Below are 19,007 nucleotides of genomic sequence, written 5' to 3'. Positions count from 1 at the left end.
CGCTGGTTTGGCCGTCATTGTGACCCCCCTACAACAATGCCGAGACCGCGCACGCGGATCGACCTGAAGTGCCCGAAGGGGCATCTGGAGCGAACGTGCGTTACCTGACAAAACTGGCGGCCGGGCTGACCGCCGCACTGCTGTGCCTGGCCGCGAACGCGCAAACGCTGGTGGTGGGTGACCAAAGTTATAACGCCCAGGCCGTGATGGAAGCGGCGGGGGTGCTGGATGACTTGCCGTACACCCTTGAGTGGAAGCAGTTCACCGCCGGCTCGCCAGTGGCCGAAGCGCTCAATGCCAACAGCCTGGATATCGGCTTGCTGGGGGATGCGCCGGTGCTGTTCCTCGGCGCGCTGGGCGCACCGATCAAGGTGATTGGCATTACCCGGCAGAACCTTGATGGCGTGGCCATTCTGGTGAAGAAAGATTCATCAATTCACAGCCTGGCGGACCTCGCCGGCAAGCGCGCTGCCGTCTGGAAAGGTTCCTGGAGCCAGCAATTGCTGCTGACGGCACTGGCCAAGGCGGGCGTACCGACGGATTCACTGGAGTTGCGTTACCTCAGCGCACTGGATGCTTCCCATGCTCTGGAGGGCGGTTCGGTTGACGTGATTGCCACGTGGGAACCCTACGTCACACAGCAGGAACGGCAGGGCGCACGCGTGCTGGCAACCGCTGAAGGGTTGATCCCGGCGCAAAGCTACATTGCCGCAAGCGCAAAGGCGGTTGACACCAAGCGCGCGCCGATCAACGACTTTCTGCTGCGCCTGAAAAAAGCCCGCGAGTGGACTCGCCAGAATCCGGCCAACACTGACGCTTACGCCGACGCGTGGGCCAAACGCACCCGGGCGGACGCCGATATTGCCCGCGCCTGGTTTGCCCGAGCGCGCACAACGGTCGACCCCGTGACGGCCGAATCGCCTGTTGAAGCGCAAAAGACCGTGGACTTTTTCGCAGGCCAAGGCCTGGTCAAGTCGTACTCGGCAGCCAGCTTGTTCGATGACTCTTTCGCAGCGTCCCTGCAACCCGCCGTCGCCCAAAAGCAGCCCTGAACGCCTCAAGGAATCCTTCAGACATGAGCAAACGACAACTGAAACTCGGCGCCTTGACCATGGGCTGCGGCGGGCCAGGTCGCCACAACCTGTGGCTTGACCCGCAATTGCCGGCCGACGCCAGCGTCAACGTCGACTGGTACATCGACATTGCCCGCCAGGCCGAGGCGGCGCTGTTCGACCTGGTGTTCATCGTCGACAGCCAGTTCATCACACCCGGTTCGCCGTCCCATTACCTCAACCGCCTGGAACCGCTGACGCTGTTGTCGGCGCTGGCCGTAAGCACGCGGCATATCGGGTTGGTCGGCACCCTGACCACGTCCTATAACTCGCCGTATAACGTGGCCCGACGCCTGGCCTCCCTGGACCTGATCAGCAAAGGCCGCGCCGGCTGGAACGTGGTCACCAGCGGCGATGCCGGTACCGCCGGCAACTACAGCCGTGACGAACATTATGACTACGACACTCGCTATGGCCGCGCGGCGGAACACGTCCAAGTCGTGCAAGGGCTGTGGCACTCCTATGAGGACGATGCGTTCGTGCGTGACCGCGCCACCGGCCAGTTCCTCGACCCGAGCAAACTGCACAGCCTGAACCATAAGGGCGAGCACTTTTCTGTGGTCGGCCCGTTGAACATCCAACGCTCACCCCAAGGCCAGCCGGTGATCTTTCAGGCGGGCGATTCCGAGCAAGGCCGCGACCTGGGCGCCGCCACCGCCGACGTGATTTTCACCCACGCCGCCAGCATCGAGCAGGGCCAGGCGTTCTATAAAGAGGTAAAGGGCAGGGCGGAGCAGCACGGTCGTGACCCCGAGCAACTGTTGGTCATGCCCGGCGCTGAAGTCTACGTGGGCGACACCGACGCCCACGCACGGGAAATCGAGCAGCACTACCATCAAGCCGACCATAGCTTTGAACTGGCGTTGAAGGAGTTCGGGCGTAATTTTGGCTGGCACGATTTCACGCAGTACGACCTGGAGGCGCCGTTTCCCCAGGAGAGCCTGGAAGCCGCACGCAGCAGCTTCTTCACAGCGGCCAAACGCATTGCTGATCAAGCGCGGGAGAAGGGCTTCACCTTGCGCCAGGCCGTGGAATTTGGTCGGCAACTGCGTCCGGGGGCGTTTGTGGGCAGCGCGGACACCGTGGCGCAGAAAATGGCGGACTGGTTTGAAGCGCGGGCTGTGGATGGGTTCAACATCTATATCGGGCACCCGGAGCAGTTCACGCGGTTTACCCGGGAGGTTGTGCCGTTGTTGCAGGCGCGGGGGGTGTATCGCACCGCGTATGAAGGGACGACGTTGCGCGAGAGTCTGGGGGTAGGGATTCCGCGGTTTGGACGTTGAGCGCGCGCTCACTCCAACGGGCTGTCCAGCCATATTGTTTTGGACAAGGCTCTCAACGCGTCAGCCTCGTGTTGCAGCAAGCCAATGATGTCAACGAGGCGACTGGCCTCGTTGTCGGGCAGTTTGCACAAGACGTCCAGAAGGTCGCTGGCGCAGTCACCGGTGATGGCTGCGGATTTCACCAGCCGCAGTTGAAGGTGTTGAATGCAATGCAAGGCGTCCATGGTTAAGGCTTCACTAGGGGGGAAGGGGCGCAGTCAAGGCTGCGATGCCTTTTTAGACTGCGCCCCGGACAAGGCCAATAAGACTGTTCTTAATTTTCAGCGGCGTTGGTCAAACTGGAAGGAATGTAGGGATGGGATATCACGGGTAGTTGCTGTGCGAGTAACCACCAGGATGCCTGCGGTCCTGGTGGTGTTCTGTCGTTTAGCGCTATTTACCTTGGTAAACCGGTGGGCGGCCTTCAGCTTCTGCCTTGCGACCTTCCTGAAAGTCCTCGGATTTATACAGCGCTGCCCGCTGCGTATCCAACCCGGACAGCGCCTCAGCTTGCACCGGGTCGATGACGCGATGCGCAGTGACCAGCGATGCTTTGATCCCTAATGGCCCATTGGCGGCGATCTTGTTCGCAATCTCGATCGCCTTGTCGAGCGCCGACTGTGGATCGGGAATCTCCTGGACCGTGCCCATGCGATAAGCCTCACGAGCGCTCCAATGATCGCCCGTCAAAATGTAGCGCATCGCATTGCCCCAGCCGGCTTCGCGCACGAAGCGCACCGTTGAACCACCGCCCGGGAAACGACCGTGGGTGTTTTCGTCCTGGCCGAAGTCGGTGTTGTTCGCGGCGACCCGTATATCGGCAACCAGAAACAACTCATGCGCCAGGTTCCAGGTGTCGCCGTGCACCGCCACGATCAAGGGTTTGGTGAGCAAAGGCATCTTCTTGCCGAGCGGGTCGATAAGCCCGTCACCGAGTGTGACGCCACCCGAGCTGGCGACGGCTTTGAAGCCTTCAACGTCTACGCCCTGGGAAAAGTTATCGCCGTATCCGAACAACACCGCGGCACGCAGCGAAGGGTCATGGTCGTAATCGTAATAGGCCTTGGCGAGGGCCAGATACGCTTCCGGATCAAGCCTGTTCTGGATATGGGGGCGGTTGATGCCAATCAGGACGATCTTGCCGCGACGCTCGACGGTGATTTTGTGGGACGGGCTGACGGGAATATCAACCAGGGTGACTTCGCTGGCATGCGGCTTGGTGGTGTCGACCGACTGCGCAAAAGCAGACCCTATAGACAGGGAAAGCGCTGAGAAAACGAGGATCGTCCGGAATAGTCTGTGCATCGAGGGTTCCTTACTGGCGGGGCGTTGGTGGGCGTCGAAGCAGGCAAGCTAAAGGGCGCCATGAACCGCCTGTAGTACGTAAACCGGACTAACGTTTATTCCGGGATGGAATGGGCGTGCCGTACCTTTTCCAGAAATTCAGTTAGAGTCCGTCAATGCCTTTATCAATCGTTGGTTAATGATGTTTATTTCTCTGGATGGGCCCAAGGGCACGGGTAAAACCACGCTGTTGGAAGCCGTTACCAAAGCCCTGAGGGCTGACAACAACAAGGTGATCCGGCTGTGCGAGCGAAATAACGATCCCGATAGAAGTGAAACAATGGCTCTCGTGAACACGCTCGCCAGGCACCCTGGGCGGGATTTGGAGTGGGCGGTGTGTGAGCGTTTCGCGGATAGCCGTGCGTGGATCTCCCAACACGTGCTGCCCAAGCAGCCAGCAGGCAGTATCGTGTTGATTGACCGCTGGTATCCGTCGGATGCCGCCTTTCGCCGCAGCGTTCCGATGGAAGAGATCCTGCGGTTGAACATTGAGCGAAACGTGCGAGTGCCGGATCTGCATGTCGGGGTGGTCACTGCACCCGAGATCTCATGGGCGAGGGCTGCCGCACGCGGGCGTGGACTGGGCAGTACCGTGATCCATTCGCTGCAAGAACATACCGCGTGTACCGAGGCATTCGAGCGGGCGGCTGCGGCGCATGGATGGGTTTTATGCCGTAATGAAGGGACGATTGAGGAAGCGACGAGGCAGGTGGTTGCTGCGATCCATGGCGTGTTGCGTTGATTGTCAGCTGAGAGGTGAGCCGGGATGGGTACCGGCCACGCTCGTCAAAGGCCTGTCAGGCAATCGGGATCAATGGATCCGCCGCCGCCCACGCCGCTTCACGGTTGGCAGCCGGTGGGTAGATCCACACCGTATTGATTTGGGTCTTGAGCGATTTGCCTTCCTGGCGAGTCAACTTGACCTGGCGATCCCAACCCTCGGTGTACACCGCGCCCCAGCCGCCCAGGTCCAGGCAGGTCACGTACTTGGGCTGGCTGTAAGGTGTCGGATCCACCCCCAGAACCTGCGCGGCGACATTGTTGCCGGCGTAACGGCCCAGCATGATCGCATGCTGACAGGTCATCAACGCGTGGTTGCCCAGCGCATCGGTGGCGGCGTAAGCCACATCGCCGGTGGCGAAGACATCGGGTTGGCCGATGACTTTGAGGTTCGCATCCACGTGCAGGCGCCCAAGCGCATCACGCTCACCGGGGATCTGTTCGGTCAGCGAGCTGGCGCGCACGCCGGTGGTCCAGATCACGGTACGGGCTTCCAGATGCTGGCCATTGTCCAGGGTGACGCCATTTTCATCGACGGCGACCACCGAGGATTTCAACTGCCATTTCACACTCAGTTCCTCGCTGGCTTCGGCAATCGACCGGCCGATTTCTGCGCCCATCGACGCGCCGATTGCTTCGCTGCGATCCACGATGATCACCTCGATATCGGCGTTTTCACCCAGGATGGCACGCAAACGTGCGGGCATTTCGGTTGCTGTTTCTATGCCGGTGAAGCCGCCGCCAGCCACGACTACGGTGTTACGGCCTTTGCTGTAGGGACGGTCTGCCAGGGCTTTGAGGTGGTTCTCCAGGCGTACGGCTTGCTCGATCTGGTCTACGGCAAAGGCGTGCTCCGCTACACCCGGCGTGCCCGGCATGGCGAGCCGGCTGCCGGTGGCCAGTACCAGCTTGTCGTAGTTGAGCACCTGCCGATTGCCGGAGGCATCGAGGTAGGCGACGTGTTTTTGTTCGACGTCGATGGTCTCGGCCGCGCCTTTGATGAAGGTCACACCTACTGCCTCGAACAGTTCGCCAATCGGCGCGAACAGCTGGTGAGCATCCGGTTCGTAAAAACGCGGGCGGATGCGCAGCTCGGCTTGCGGGGCCAATACGGTTACGTCGACGTCATTGCGGTCATGGATGTCGAACAGGCGCGTCGCGCTCAATGCCGTCCACAGGCCGCCAAAACCGGCGCCAATAATCAGAATGTGCTGCTTCATTTTTTTACCTTGGGGGTGAGGTGATGGGTGGATCGATAACGGCGACTATATTTGTCGTAGTTAATTGGCGCAAGGCTATTTTTTGCGAGGCTGCGTTTTAACCGGCGTGGGAAAAGTCTCGAAAGCCTTACGAAATGGGGCTCTCGCTATAGGAATTTGGTGCCTGGATGGCAGTGGTCTAGCGCGTGGAGAGCTGGCTTGCCCCACGGTATTCTGTTAGGTTATGCGACTAATTAAGTCGGAGATTGGCATGTCTCTTTACAGCGCAGGCGTTGAATACGGCATTCATTGCCTGATTTTCCTGGTGGGCGATGGCGGCGAAAGCCGAGAGGCCAGCGTGCGCGACCTTGCTGAGTTGCAAGGTGTGCCCCTGGATTACCTCGGGAAGATTTTCACCAAGCTGGCCAAGGCCAAACTGGTCGTGGCCACCGAAGGCGTGCGCGGCGGCTTCAAGCTGTCCAGGCCGTCTGACGAAATCAGCCTGCTCGATATCGTCAACGCGATCGACGGCCAGAAACTCATCTTCAATTGCCGCGAGATCCGCGGGCGTTGCGCGTTGTTTGATGGCGCGCCACCGGCCTGGGCGCTGGACGGCCACTGCTCAGTCCATGCGGCCATGATGACGGCGCAGAAGCGTATGGAAGATGCGCTGGCTCAACAGACCATTCTTGATCTTGCGAGGAAGGTTGGGCGTAAGTCGCCAGCGGAGTTTGCTGCTCAGGTTGGGGGGTGGATTAATGATCGTAGGGAGAGGAAGGGGAGTGGGCAGGGGGGGGATGATCGGGTGATTCGGGTGACTGATATTTCGGAGTGATCGGTTGTAGTCTGCTTTAGAGAGTTCGGGGCGATTCACTGCCCCGTGACCTCTGTATTCGCCGTACGCTTTCTCTACCGATGAGCTACTGGACCTGCGTAGCATGTTGTAAAACGTTGATTGCCGACTGTGTTCAGGCCCGGTTCTAATGAATATAGTATGGAATTCAGGCGTTCGCATCTGGTTGTTTTAGAAAGCTGTCCATTGTTGCACATTCGTCGCCATTTCCAGAAAAATCATTGGCGATGCGTTCAAATAGCGCAGCGGCGCCAATAAAAATATGTTTCTCGGGAAATGTATCCCCAATAAAATCAGAAATTGACTCCATCTCATCTACCCATCGATAGGCTTTGGAATACATTTCTGGTAATGTTTTCGAAAGTCTAGTCATAATCTGTGGCTGACTTGCTATTAGCTCCTCTCGCAGGGATCTACCACTTCCTGCCCGATCTGCGGCAAGAATCATACAAGCACCTAACGCCGTAATTCCTTTGGTGATGCCTGCATAAGAAAGCTTCAAAGCAGATGAAGCACCAACAGGGCCATCAAGAAAACGAATATCAACTCCAGACTGTTTGATAAGTTTTAGCCAGTCGGACGCTTCACTTGATATATTGCCTGAGATATAAATCCGCGGGCCCTCCTCATCTTTTTTTGGAGGCTGACCAATAATGCCGCCATCCGCAAAACATACGCCCCCGTTAGAAAACAGCTGTTCGATCTCTATAGCTTTAGAGACGCTGATTGCGTTGCAATCAACATACAGTTTCGTGGTTGAACTATTGGAAAAACTCGTACAAAACCTCTGGGCAACTATAATCGCTTGCGCTGGAGGAACTATCGAAAAAATAACACTAGCCTCTTCCCTAATCTGGTCATCGCTCGCTTCTACCATTCCCGCCGATTTTGCGCGAGACCGACTGGCGCTACTGCGTCCCTCCAGAGATGTTAGAACCCTCAATCCCTTGCTATTCAAACGAGCGCCCAATGCGCTACCCATAGCGCCAGCAGAGATAATGCCAACTGTTAACGTCATATTTCCTCCCGCTTAGTTAAAAGCAGTTGCTTGCGATTTAAAAACACGTCTGTTGGAATCGTTTGATTGCTGCTGCAACCACGTCACAAGGTGCATCCTCTTGCCACTGCTGAGAATGCACCGTACCTCTCTGAAACAGAACGCCTGGCTTAGGTGGATCAAGTAACTACCGTTCGAAGTTCGGCAGTCTGCGTAGTTAGCCTAGCATGCGAATCTACTCAATGCTTCGACATCAAAAATGATCAAGGGATTTTCTTGCCTTCCGGTAATTCCCTACGCAAAGCTGGGATCGGCTAGCGAAAGTGGAACATAAGCAAGCGGGTGACTTGCAGCACGCTCAGTATCAACCGAAACTCCAAGGCCCGCAGCCTCACCAATCTCGAAACTGCCATTCGCAGTAATCGGCCCAACACCGTTTATTATGGATTGAAAAAGAGGCGACTCCGAAAATTGATGCTCGATCGGCTCGTCGAGCCCTAGGGCTAAGCATGCATGTAACGAATGCATGTGCGCGACGGGTCCACTAGGATTATGTAATGACACGGAAACGCCATTTTCCCGCGCTAGGCGGACGATATGCCCCAGCTCGCCATAACCACCGCAATACTTGATATCAGGCATCACTACATCATAGAGCCCTTTTTGGATAAAGCGAGTGTACCCACTAGCGCAGACTCCGTTCTCGGCACCCGCTAACAGTATCCCACAGGCATTTGCATGCTGACGTAGTCGTGCGATAGCGGCATCCCATAATTCACTTTCGGGCACAGGGCATTCGACCCAATGCAGGTGTGATTGCGCAGCACGCTCGATAAATGTTAATGCGCTAGCTTCATCAAGTCGCCAGTGGCAATCGACCATCAACTGAACTCCACTGCCTACCGTCTCACGCACCGCCTCTACTCGCTCAAGCGCTCGCTCGATTTCGTGCTTGCCCTGAAGAGTTGCAGCTGTCGCGGGAAGCAATGCGTCAAATGGCATAATCTTGACACCTCGAAAACCTGCCTCGACCGCACGCAGGCTTGCTTGAGCAAATCCTTCCGGCGTGCGTTCACGAACGCTTCGATTGACTGTCGCGTAACCGCGCAACGGCCGCTTACGTCGACAGCCCAGTAATTCAAAAATAGGCTGCCCCTTCACTTGCGCAACTAAGTCAGTTGCAGCCTGGTCAAGCGCGGATAGCAGTGTATTGCCTACTCGCCCACTTGGTAAGGATGGGCGCGCTGCGAAATCGCTAAAAACTTGTGTAAGCGATTTGCCGATTAAAGATGGTCGCAATTCTTCGAGTGCCAAGTCGAGCAAGCGCTCATGCGAGCGCAATGTAAGTTCGCCCCAGCCAGTTCGCCCATCATCTGTGTCGATGGATAAAAATGACCAATTCGATCGAGGTGCAGCGGCGACTGATATAATTCGTACTTCTTTGATCCGAGCGTTGCTCGACGAAAGTAGACAATTTCTTACTTGATTATTCATTTTTATTTCCTACGTGAAACCCGATATCGCGTCGGGGACCAAGTCGTAATAGGGTGAATTGAGGTCGTGTTATGCTGGAGGATTTAATATAAACCGCATCCGATGCCCAAGTATGGTTACAGTGATTGAGGCGAGTGCTACCACGCCGGCGAGAAACAGCAAGGAACCATTGAAGGAACCGGTTAAGTCTCGTATTTCACCAATTACATAGGGGCCAAAAATACCACCGAAGCTTCCAACCGAATTGATCAGAGCAAGCCCGGCAGCACCTGCAGAGCCCGAAAGCAGTGCTGTTGGGATATACCAAACGTTCGGAATACTCGCTGAAATTCCGGCGCTCCCGATCACTAGCCCGATCAGTCGTACCAAATCGGAATCCGAGCATGCAGTTAATGCAAACCCTGCGCTGGCGATCAAAAAAGGGATTGCAACATGCGCGACACGCCTGCCAGTTCGGTCAGCATTCCATCCGCTGAATAAAATTGCGGCGCACGCAGCCAAAGGTGGCAACGCTGCGATAAATCCTACTTGCATTAACGACATCTGAACATGAGATGTATTGACAAACTGCGGCATCCAAATTGCTGTGCTATTTGATCCGATGATCAGGCACATCTCGATTAGGCACATAGCCCATATTCGTTTGTCTCCGAACATTCGTATCAATGAAGAGTGACCATTTTCATGCTTATTAGCAAGCTGGTGCGCCCCTCGATCAGCGTGCATCAGGTCGACAAGAGTAGTCCGTTCATCCGAACTCAGGAATGTTGCCTCCTCAGGGCGGCTTGGCAGAAAGTAATAGAACACTCCCCCCATAATAATCGCAGGCATCCCTTCAATAATGAACATCCATTGCCAGCTCTTTAGCCCCGCAAAACCGTGAAAGTTATTCAGTATCCAGCTAGATAGAGGTACGCCAACGACCGACGAGAGTGGAACCGCCACCGAGAGTAAGGAATAAACACCTGCCCGATAGTTGCGTGGAAACCAAAGTGTCAAATAAAAGAGCATGCCGGGAAAAAAACCAGCCTCTGCAATTCCAAGCAACGTTCTTAAAGCATAGAAGCTACTTTGATCCCAAGCCAGAGCCATGCATGCCGACACGATCCCCCAGCTGATGAGAATTCGTGGCATCCATCGGCGCGCACCAAGACGCACCAGCAGAAGATTACTCGGCACTTCGAATATGACGTAGCCCACAAAAAAAAGCCCCGCACCTAGTCCGAATTGAGCATTGGTTAGACCAAGGTCAGTATTCATCTGAAGCGCAGCAACACCGACATTAACCCGATCAAGAAAAGCAGCGAAGTAACACAGCATCAATATAGGCAACATGCGACGGCGGACTTTCTCAAGTACCGATTTCTGCTGACCGGAAAAGCTGATTGGGGTACTCGTGACCTGACATGAAGCGTCAGGCGAGTGCAATGCAATAGATTTCATTTCATTGGCTCCTTGATACAAACAACACTCAGACCGGGCATCCGCAAGCGCGAAGAATCGCGTTGAAGCGCTCAGGATCGGAGCTGCGACTGGCATTAGCCTCGCGAATGACCGCTTCATGCCGCTCATGCTCAAGAACCCGTGGCAGCAACTCATCCAACTGGTCGACTGGAATAGAGATCACACCGTCAGCATCCCCAATCACCAGATCTCCTGGCGCTATCGTCATACCAGAGCATGCGATCGGAATATTGATCTCTCCAGGGCCACTCTTCGTCGGTCCGCGATGAGTGTGTCCCTTCGCGAAAATGGGCATGCAACCATCACTCCATTCAGCGACATCGCGCAATGCCCCGTCCAGAACGATCCCGCTTAATCTTGCAGCCAGCGCAGTGGTTCGTATCAGGCCTCCAATTACCGCCTGTGACAGATCCCCGCCACCATCGATGACCAGCACGTCACCGGCTCTCGCGAGTTCCAACGCCTTATGGATCATCAAATTGTCGCCGGGGCGCACGCGCACGGTGAGCGCAGGACCGCACATCGTCAGGCGCAAAGACTCGTGGTAAGCCTTCAAACCTATCGCTCCCAAACTACGTCCGAGACAATCTCCGATTGTCGCGACTGGCCTACCGGTATAGGCAGTGATTTGAGTATCCGTCGGGACTCGCTCACGCGAACCGATAAAGAAACCAGGCGGCCATCCAACGCGGTCGTCATTAGAACTCTGATTAGTCATACGGGAGTCTCCTTATTGTTGTTGAAGTGGCAGCGATCTTTATTCAGTCAACAATGCGGGCGGTTGTGTTTTCCGCAACGCTGCTCTGAACATTACGGGCGCTAAAGCAAGGGAGCGCGGCGCGCATTAAGCGTTTTTTCAATGGCCAAGGCGACATTGAGTAGTTTCATGTCATCATGCGGCCGAGCAAGCAAATCCATACCCACCGGCAATCCTACTGGTGCGCTTTCAGTCGGTGCAGTGAAGCCCGCCGGTAGATCAATAGCTGGCAGCCCCATAGCAGAAGCAAATACCCCGTTACGTTCTGGACGTGGCTTGTCTGTTTGCAAAATCGGAGGGCGCTTCTGTGATGGGTACACAAGTGCATCAAGTTGATGCGTACTTATCAGGTCAAGAAGTTTCGTCTTAAATGTTGCGGTGTATCGAAGTGCGGCGAGATACTCAGGCATATCTAAAGGATCATCCCAACTAACCGCATTCTTTAGGAACTTTTCCATCGTCGACGCTGGGAACCGGTGTGCATCATAGTAATCCTTGGTGTTTTCAACACCGGAAACACCTTTGATCGACGACAAATACTTATCGAACAAAGGGCGGAACTCATAGTTACTTACGTTCATGCGCTCATTCGACGTCGCAGAGTCGAACTCCGTATCGTCAATTAAAACGATCTGGGCGCCGGCCGAGCGTAATTTGTCGAGCGCGGCGTCGAGGACTTTATTAGTTGGTGCACCATCTGCTTCGGTTGAAAAGAGATTTCTGAGCACGCCGAGCCGCATGCCTTTTAGATCTGCAGGGTGCAAGTTTTCCAGGGCAATTTGTTTGTGCGCCGCTTCATCCGCCGCTATTGCTGAGTTGCTCTGTACGACCCCTGTCATTTGTTCAAGCATTCGCGCCGAATCTTCAACGTTACGGCAGATCGGCCCCACGACATCCATTGACGAGGACAGAGGGATAACGCCGTTTCGACTAACGAGACCAGGTGTTGTACGAACCCCTACAACACTGGCTGAACTTGCCGCGTTACGCAGCGAGTTCACGGTCTCGGTACCGATAGAACATACTGAAATCCCGATCGATGCCGATACCGCGGAACCACCGCTGGAGCCAGCCGCAAACCGTGTCTTGTCGTACGGATTCAGCGTTTGCCCGCCGACCGAACTAATCGTGCTGCCTGCGACAGCCAGCTCGTCGAGATTGGTCTTGCCGACAAATAATGCGCCGGCGGCGCGGAGGCGGCTTATTACGTCGGCATCATGTTCAGGTTGATTGTTCTGGAGCAGCACGGATCCGCCGGTTGTCGGCATGCCAGCGACATCTATGTTGTCTTTTACCGCAACCGTGACGCAGTGCAGCGGTAAGACCGTTCCCGCCTCACGAAGGGCATCTAGACTTGCAGCATCAGATAGCAAGTTCGGATTCACAGTGATAAATGCGTTCAGGGCAGGGTTGAGACGACGGATTGCGTCCAACGACTGCTGGGCAATAGCGACACAAGTCATCGAGCCATTTGACTGCACCTCCAATGTTTGCGAGATCGTTACCAAAGGATCGCTTTCTCTTGCGAGAGCGGGCAGAACGGGAGATGACATAGAAGGCCCCGAGAGCAGTGTGGCGACAGCGCCAAGAACTGAAAGAGTGGAGAAACGCATAGTGACCAGCCTCGAAATAGCGTTGAGCGACGATCGACATATATGTTGATCTGATAATATTCCTACAGAATAATATGTAAATATTGATTAATATAATCAACATTTGTTGAGCTCACCGACTCTCCGATTCGGGCCAGAAAGACGACCAGCTTCTGGGCGCGATCTCTAACGGGACGGCGTTCTGTAAGATCGTGAAGGTCAGACAGCTAACGAGGGGGAGGGTATTTCGGTTGCCCGCCTTACGGTTACTCGTACGATGAAACTACGACGTCTGCTTGACGGGGCTCCTGACAGTTTGCGAGCAGTACGAGCGCCTCAACTGCCAGTGCTAGGTGATTGCAGTAATCAAAGGGCTCAGTCACGCCAATCGCAGAACGCAGCGTGTTTTGTGCAGGCGGTATTCGTAGATGCTTAGTGAAAGCGGCGATTTACCAAGCGCGCAAGAGCGATTGGCCACGCTATAAGAAGGCGTCAAGTCTATATTTTTTTTTGGGGGGGGAAGAGCGCTCTGATCTCATGCGGATGTCAGTTATAACTGTCAACGTTTGCACTGCTTTATATCGCTAAAAGATGGCACGTAGGGCTTTCGACACAAAGCAGTGCAATAGGTCTTGACGTCTTCGATTGCTCGTCTGCTTCCTTTGGATAAAGGAAGCGGGTCCGCCTATGAAGGTATGGGAGTAGGGCCGACATATGCGGCTCGAGGCCGTATAAGATCCTTCATCGTGCGCTGCTCAATAGCATGGGCGATCCAGCCAGCCGAACGACCTAGCGCGAACAGACCGAATGCGGCACCAACGGGTAAATTTAGATGTCGCCTTAGCGCAACCAGCGCGAGATCTACCGAAGGACGAGCACCTACCAATTTGGCGCCTTCATCTATAAAAGCTTGCCACTTCTGATGGTGAGGCAAAACACGGCTGAGCAATGCAACTGCGCGAGGATCTCCGGACGGATAAACATGGTGTCCGAAACCAGGGAGGTCTTCGCCTCGAGCAAGACGCGCGTGCAATTTAGCTATGGGCTGACTTTCGCCCAGCTCCTCCCAAAGCGCTTCGCCACGTGCTGTAGTGCCACCGTGGCGAGTGCCGGTTAGCGCAGCAAGGCCGGCAATCACAGCTGCACGTAGGCTTGCTCCCGTGGATGCCACGCAGCGAGCGACGAAAGACGAGGTGTTTAATTCATGGTCTGCGCAGAGCACGAGTGCCATTCGGATTAAATCTGCTCCCTCAGCATCGAGATTCCACTTCTTCGCACATTGCATGTGAATCGGTTCCGCGCTCGGCTGAGAGTTCAGCAAGCAAGCGGCCAATAATCGAACGAGTGTTCCGCAGCCCCCAGCAATTTGTTCAGGGGAACGTTGCCATGCAGCGGTCCCAATATCCTCACTAATGAGGGTGAAGTCGCGCAGAATACTTTGTTCGAATCTCTCGGGGGGCAGTTTCGAAAGCGCTACCTGACCAGTAGATTCAACCGGATGATTATTCTTAAAGGCAGTTGCCTTTGACATTTGCCATAAATGGGCAGAAACGTCTTCAAGGGTCATTGTTTGCGCGAGTGCAATCGCATCCAGCCCGCGATAATACAAGTGCTGATCTTGAATCAGTGAAATCGATGACTCAAGCACCGGAAAGCCCCAATCGAGCGTCGCCTTCGCCACATCCTTTGATTTTCTTCCGCGACGCCGTTTAAGCGCGAGGTGTTCGACCTCGCTTTCCAAATAACGGCTTTCACGAGGGATATCGCTTGGCAGGGATTGAAGCATGCCGCGGCTGACATAGGCGTAGAGCGTCTGGCGAGAAATCCCAAGTCGAGCTGCGGTTTCTTTAGTAGAGAGATATTCCGGCATAGCACCATATGACTCGAAAATATTGATAAACATAAATATTACAAAGAAAAATCAATATATCTACCTTTTTCACATTCCTATCCGCCGTCCAATCCACCCTAGACCAATTGATTCCGGTTACTGGTTAGGGGGGCGCAATTGATGAATCTTGCATGATGTTAGAGTTCAGATGAAGCGCAGCCCAATCGATACCTGAGCCAGCCCCTTGAACATGTAGGCTGGCAAAGAGGAGGCGGGTGACGCGTGTTCTTGATCAACTGATATCGTCACGGCGAAAGCAATTGAGTTATGACGGACTCGCAGAATGTAACGGGGACACACCAGGACGGGTATTACTCAAGCAACCGTAGGTACTCGTCACGGGTATGTGCATCGATCTGAGGAAAAAGCGCAATTGGAACTACTCCAATTCGGGCGATCAGATTACCGGCTTGGCGGCCACTTCAGAAAAGCCAGAATCGGCTCAAGTAGCAAGCCTCAATCGCGCGTAGATGCGTCGCAGCATGAACACTATGGACATGGCCCGTTGAGAGAGTAGACATCAAACATGAATTCGTCGAATCAGTGACTTACGTAGCTCATGGACATATCTGACATAACACATTATTTAACATAATATACATTATGCGTAATATCGCATTGCGTCATCAGAGGCAGTGCCCGTCAGATTTCAACAGGCAAAACCCCCATCTACCTCAAACCTGAGCAAACCCACCATCAACAAACATTTCACTGCCCGTCATGAAGCTGCTCTCATCCGATGCCAGGAACAACGCGGCGGCTGCGACTTCTTCCGGCTTGCCAATGCGGTTCAACGGAACCTGCGCGGTCATGTCGTCAATGATCGCTTCCTTCTGACCTGTGCCTGAAAGCGCGAGGTCCAGGCCTGGCGTCGAGATCGGACCTGGCGACAGCACGTTGACGCGAATGCCCGTGCCTTTGAGGTCCAATGCCCAGCTTCTGGCGAAATTCCGCAGCGCCGCTTTTGTCGCGCTGTACACGCTGAATGCCGGTGTGCCCATGGTTCCGGTGGTCGATCCCGTCAGGATCACAGAGCTGCCGGCACTCATCAGTGGCAAGGCTTTTTGTACGGTGAACAGCGTGCCCTTGACGTTGATGCCGAAGGTACGGTCAAACGATTCCTCCGTGATCACGCCGATCGGTTGGAAATCCCCCAGGCCGGCGTTGGCGAACAACACGTCAACCCGGCCCTTGGCGGCTTTGACTTGAGTGAACACGCGATCAAGGTCGTCCAGTTTTGAAATGTCGCCTTGTATGGCAATGGCTTCAGGACCGATCAGTTGCAGCGCTTTGTCCAGTTCTTCCTGCCGGCGCCCTACAATGATGACTTGGGCGCCTTCAGCCGCAAAACGAATGGCGGTTGCCAGGCCGATGCCGCTGTTGCCACCGGTGATGACTGCGATTTTTCCGTTGAGCCTGCCCATGGTGAACTCCGAAGAATAAGGTTGAGGCCCAACTGTAGATCTGCGCTATTTTTTTGAATAGTATGCACCTTTTAGTAAGTACCCCCCCTGTGGAGCCTTCTCGATCATGGCCAACAACTCATTTAACTGCGGGCTCGAGGCCGCCCTGGCGGTGATTGGCGGCAAATGGAAGCCCTTGGTGCTGTTCAACCTGGCGCAAAATGTTCATCGATATGGTGAATTACGACGCGCGATTGGCGGCGTGACCGATAAAGTGCTGATCCAGCAACTCAAGGAATTGGAGCGCGACGAGATCATCTCCCGCGTGGATTTCCAGGAAATACCGCCCAAGGTCGAGTATTCTCTGACACCTTTCGGGCATTCCCTGGCTACGGCGCTGGGGGCTTTGTGCCAATGGGGTACTGAGCATATGCAAACCGTTGAGCGTATCGCTGAGCGACGTACTGCCACCCTCTCCCAGTCTTGAATCCCCTGCCCTGATAGCCAACTCAACTAAATGACTATTTAGTTGAGTTATATGCACTCGGTTCGATTGAAGATCAGAAATCTACCGTCGCCGACAATTGCAATGTCCTCGGATAACCCGGCGAAAACGCGCCATATGACGCCACGCCCGACCAATACTCACGATCAAACACGTTCTGGACTGTCGCGCGGAACGTAGTCGGTCGCCCTTCTATCTTCGTTGCATAACGTGCACCTGCATCGATGCGTGTCCATGAATCCAGCTCCTGAGTATTGGCCTGGTTCACATACTGGCTGTCGGTATAGATCGCCCCTCCCGTGAGGGTAAAACCTTCCAGCCACGGCGTGTCCCACTCTGCCCACAGGTTGGCTTGAATGTCGGGTACGCCGACTGGTTTGTTGCCCTTGTTCGCGGCGGTGGCCGATTTCGTCAACTCGCCATCCAGCACCGTCACGCCCCCCATCAATCGCGTGCCGGGTGCAACTTCGCCGAACATGCTCAATTCCACACCTCGGTTACGTTGCTCGGCCTGCACCGAGTACACATTGTTGCTGCCAATCTCGCCGCTGGGCTTTTCAATCTGGAACAACGCCACGGTGGTCATGAAGGTGCCGTGCTCATACTTGACGCCCACTTCATGCTGCTTGGACGTATAGGGTGCAAAGGTCTCCCCGGCATTGATGGCCGTGCCCGGTGCGATGTCACCTTTGCTCAACCCTTCTACATAGTTGTAGTACAGCGACACGTCATCCCACGGCTTGACCACCACGCCTACCAACGGCGTGGTGGCATTGTCTTTGTAGCGCGAACTGACGGCACCCGCCGCGTTGTAGTTACGCGATTCAATGTCTTGCCGGCGCACGCCAAGGGTCAGTTGGATGCGGTCGTCCAAGATGCCGAGGGTGTCAGTCAGTGCTACGCCGGACAAATCCGATTCAGAAATGCGCAGCACTTTGGGCGTATTGAGGTATTGCTTGGGCGTGTCCACCGGGTGGTAGATGTTGGAACGGATTTCCGTGCCGTTGGTGATGCCCCGGGACAGTTCGTCCTGGTAACGCGTCGCCATCAGCGTGGTGATATGGGTCACCGGGCCGGTGTCGAAACGGCCGCGAAGGCCAACATCCGCGGTTGATCGGTCGACGTTGAACTTGTAGTAACCCGGAATGTTGCTGGTATCGCCGGCCGCATTGAGAATACGTGGCACCTGGTCAGACATGCGTTTCACATCCGACTTACCGCCACCGGCGTGGGCGAATACGGTCAGGTTATCGTTCAGGTCGTATTCACCGCCGAGCAAAGCAGATTGCTCCTTGGTGTCGGACCAACCCCACTTTTGCGGCAAACTGGTGCGCCCATTGGCGGCAGAAGGCACCTCTACGCCTGGCGCGATCGTGAACGGCCGCGAGGCGCCCTCCCAGCTTTCCTTCTGGCTGATGTAGTCCAGGTTCAGGCGCAGCCGTTCCCCGCGATAATCCAGGGCGATGGCACCAATGCCCACGTCGCGATGCTGGTTGTCGATCGCCGTATCACCGCCCTGCAGGCTGCCATTGAAGCGCACACCGAATTGGTTTTCCTCACCAAAACGACGGCTGATATCCAGATGGCCACCGGTTTGGCTGTCCGAAGCATAACTGCCGGTAAAGCGGGTCAGGTCTTCCTCCAGCGGACGTTTGGGCACGATGTTGATCACGCCACCCACGCCACTGTTGGGCGAGATGCCGTACATCAGCGCACCCGGTCCCTTGAGCACTTCGATGCGCTCGGCGTACTCGGTAAACGCGCGGTAGTTTGGCGCTACGCCGTACACGCCGTCATAGGCCAACTCGCCCAGGTTACCTTCGCCAATCGCAAAGCCACGGATGAAAAACGAGTCGACGATGCCACCGGTTTGCCCGGTGGAACGCACCGACGGATCACGCTCCAACGCGTCGGCCACGGTCACGGTTTGCAGGTCGGCAAGGGTCTTGGCGGTGTAGCTGGTGACGCTGAATGGCGTGTCCATCACGTCCTTGTTGCCCAGCATGCCCAAGCGTGCGCCGCGTGCCACTTGGTCGCCGGCAAACGCTTCAGGCAGGTCACTGGGCCCGCTGTAAACGGCGTTGACGTTCGTCGCTTCAAGCGTCAGGCTCTGCGCGCTGTCGTCGCTCGACTCTGTGGTGGCGGCCCAGGTGTTGGTGGCGGCCAACAGCAAGGCAGTACGAATGGCGAATGTTAACCGGCTGGCAACGGGCATGACGTCAGGGACCTTTCAGTGAGATGAAATGGGAATTACCCCTGATGCCAGCCGACGCGCGAAAAAGTATCAGCCCTGA

General features: G+C 55.5%; 16 protein-coding genes. 5 read left to right on the top strand and 11 right to left on the bottom strand.

All coding sequences use genetic code 11. From position 1 onward, the window contains the following. The first annotated feature begins 95 nt into the window (after positions 1-95). Positions 96-1,052, top strand: coding sequence for an ABC transporter substrate-binding protein (locus tag HX792_RS11135; RefSeq protein ID WP_176996130.1), 957 nt, complete (start codon positions 96-98; stop codon positions 1,050-1,052). A gap of 23 nt (positions 1,053-1,075) precedes the next feature. Next, positions 1,076-2,395: an LLM class flavin-dependent oxidoreductase gene (locus HX792_RS11130; protein WP_176996129.1), complete on the top strand. Its 1,320-nt coding sequence runs from the start codon at positions 1,076-1,078 to the stop codon at positions 2,393-2,395. 8 nt (positions 2,396-2,403) lie between these two features. Here HX792_RS11130 and HX792_RS11125 read toward each other — a convergent pair whose 3' ends face one another. Both HX792_RS11125 and HX792_RS11120 read right to left on the bottom strand, forming a co-directional pair. Then, the gene (locus HX792_RS11125) at positions 2,404-2,619 is read right to left on the bottom strand and encodes a hypothetical protein (protein WP_176996128.1); all 216 of its coding nucleotides are present in this window, start codon (positions 2,617-2,619) and stop codon (positions 2,404-2,406) included. Positions 2,620-2,827: 208 nt separating this feature from the next. Beyond that, complete coding sequence (locus HX792_RS11120) at positions 2,828-3,739, bottom strand: enoyl-CoA hydratase-related protein (RefSeq protein WP_176996127.1); 912 nt, start codon at positions 3,737-3,739, stop codon at positions 2,828-2,830. A gap of 178 nt (positions 3,740-3,917) precedes the next feature. Here HX792_RS11120 and HX792_RS11115 point away from each other — a divergent pair, with 178 nt between their 5' ends. Continuing rightward, entirely contained in the window at positions 3,918-4,520 is a 603-nt protein-coding gene (locus HX792_RS11115; RefSeq protein WP_218172607.1) for a dTMP kinase, read from the top strand. Positions 4,521-4,575: 55 nt separating this feature from the next. On the opposite strand, the gene HX792_RS11110 is transcribed toward HX792_RS11115, so the two are convergent. Next, positions 4,576-5,778 carry an NAD(P)/FAD-dependent oxidoreductase gene (locus HX792_RS11110; protein WP_176996126.1) on the bottom strand — a complete coding sequence of 401 codons (1,203 nt, stop codon included), beginning with the start codon at positions 5,776-5,778 and terminating at the stop codon, positions 4,576-4,578. 250 nt (positions 5,779-6,028) lie between these two features. On the opposite strand from HX792_RS11110, the gene HX792_RS11105 reads away from it, so the two are divergent. Continuing rightward, positions 6,029-6,592, top strand: a complete 564-nt coding sequence (locus tag HX792_RS11105; RefSeq protein ID WP_176996125.1) for an Rrf2 family transcriptional regulator — start codon at positions 6,029-6,031, stop codon at positions 6,590-6,592. A gap of 166 nt (positions 6,593-6,758) precedes the next feature. Here HX792_RS11105 and HX792_RS11100 read toward each other — a convergent pair whose 3' ends face one another. From HX792_RS11100 to HX792_RS11070, 7 genes are all read right to left on the bottom strand, one after another. After that, on the bottom strand, positions 6,759-7,628 hold the full coding sequence (locus tag HX792_RS11100; RefSeq protein ID WP_176996124.1) for an NAD(P)-dependent oxidoreductase: 870 nt from the start codon (positions 7,626-7,628) through the stop codon (positions 6,759-6,761). A 273-nt stretch (positions 7,629-7,901) separates the two neighbouring features. Next, positions 7,902-9,101, bottom strand: a complete 1,200-nt coding sequence (locus HX792_RS11095) for a mandelate racemase/muconate lactonizing enzyme family protein (RefSeq protein WP_176996123.1) — start codon at positions 9,099-9,101, stop codon at positions 7,902-7,904. Positions 9,102-9,170: 69 nt separating this feature from the next. Beyond that, on the bottom strand, positions 9,171-10,544 hold the full coding sequence (locus HX792_RS11090) for an MFS transporter (protein WP_176996122.1): 1,374 nt from the start codon (positions 10,542-10,544) through the stop codon (positions 9,171-9,173). Between the two features lie 28 nt (positions 10,545-10,572). Further along, positions 10,573-11,283 carry an RraA family protein gene (locus HX792_RS11085; protein ID WP_176996121.1) on the bottom strand — a complete coding sequence of 237 codons (711 nt, stop codon included), beginning with the start codon at positions 11,281-11,283 and terminating at the stop codon, positions 10,573-10,575. 101 nt (positions 11,284-11,384) lie between these two features. Beyond that, complete coding sequence (locus HX792_RS11080) at positions 11,385-12,935, bottom strand: amidase (RefSeq protein ID WP_176996120.1); 1,551 nt, start codon at positions 12,933-12,935, stop codon at positions 11,385-11,387. Positions 12,936-13,599: 664 nt separating this feature from the next. After that, on the bottom strand, positions 13,600-14,817 hold the full coding sequence (locus HX792_RS11075) for a citrate synthase family protein (protein ID WP_218172606.1): 1,218 nt from the start codon (positions 14,815-14,817) through the stop codon (positions 13,600-13,602). Positions 14,818-15,479: 662 nt separating this feature from the next. Next, entirely contained in the window at positions 15,480-16,229 is a 750-nt protein-coding gene (locus tag HX792_RS11070) for an SDR family NAD(P)-dependent oxidoreductase (protein WP_176996119.1), read from the bottom strand. A gap of 106 nt (positions 16,230-16,335) precedes the next feature. Between HX792_RS11070 and HX792_RS11065 the strand changes: the two genes are divergently transcribed. Beyond that, positions 16,336-16,695 carry a helix-turn-helix domain-containing protein gene (locus tag HX792_RS11065; protein WP_176996118.1) on the top strand — a complete coding sequence of 120 codons (360 nt, stop codon included), beginning with the start codon at positions 16,336-16,338 and terminating at the stop codon, positions 16,693-16,695. A 73-nt stretch (positions 16,696-16,768) separates the two neighbouring features. Here the strand turns inward: HX792_RS11065 and HX792_RS11060 are convergent, their stop codons facing one another. Then, positions 16,769-18,928 carry a TonB-dependent siderophore receptor gene (locus HX792_RS11060; protein WP_176996117.1) on the bottom strand — a complete coding sequence of 720 codons (2,160 nt, stop codon included), beginning with the start codon at positions 18,926-18,928 and terminating at the stop codon, positions 16,769-16,771. Positions 18,929-19,007 lie beyond the last annotated feature (79 nt).

It is taken from the genome of Pseudomonas sp. B6002 (assembly GCF_013385985.1).
Classification (GTDB): domain Bacteria; phylum Pseudomonadota; class Gammaproteobacteria; order Pseudomonadales; family Pseudomonadaceae; genus Aquipseudomonas.
This window is presented reverse-complemented; position numbering and strand designations above follow the sequence as displayed.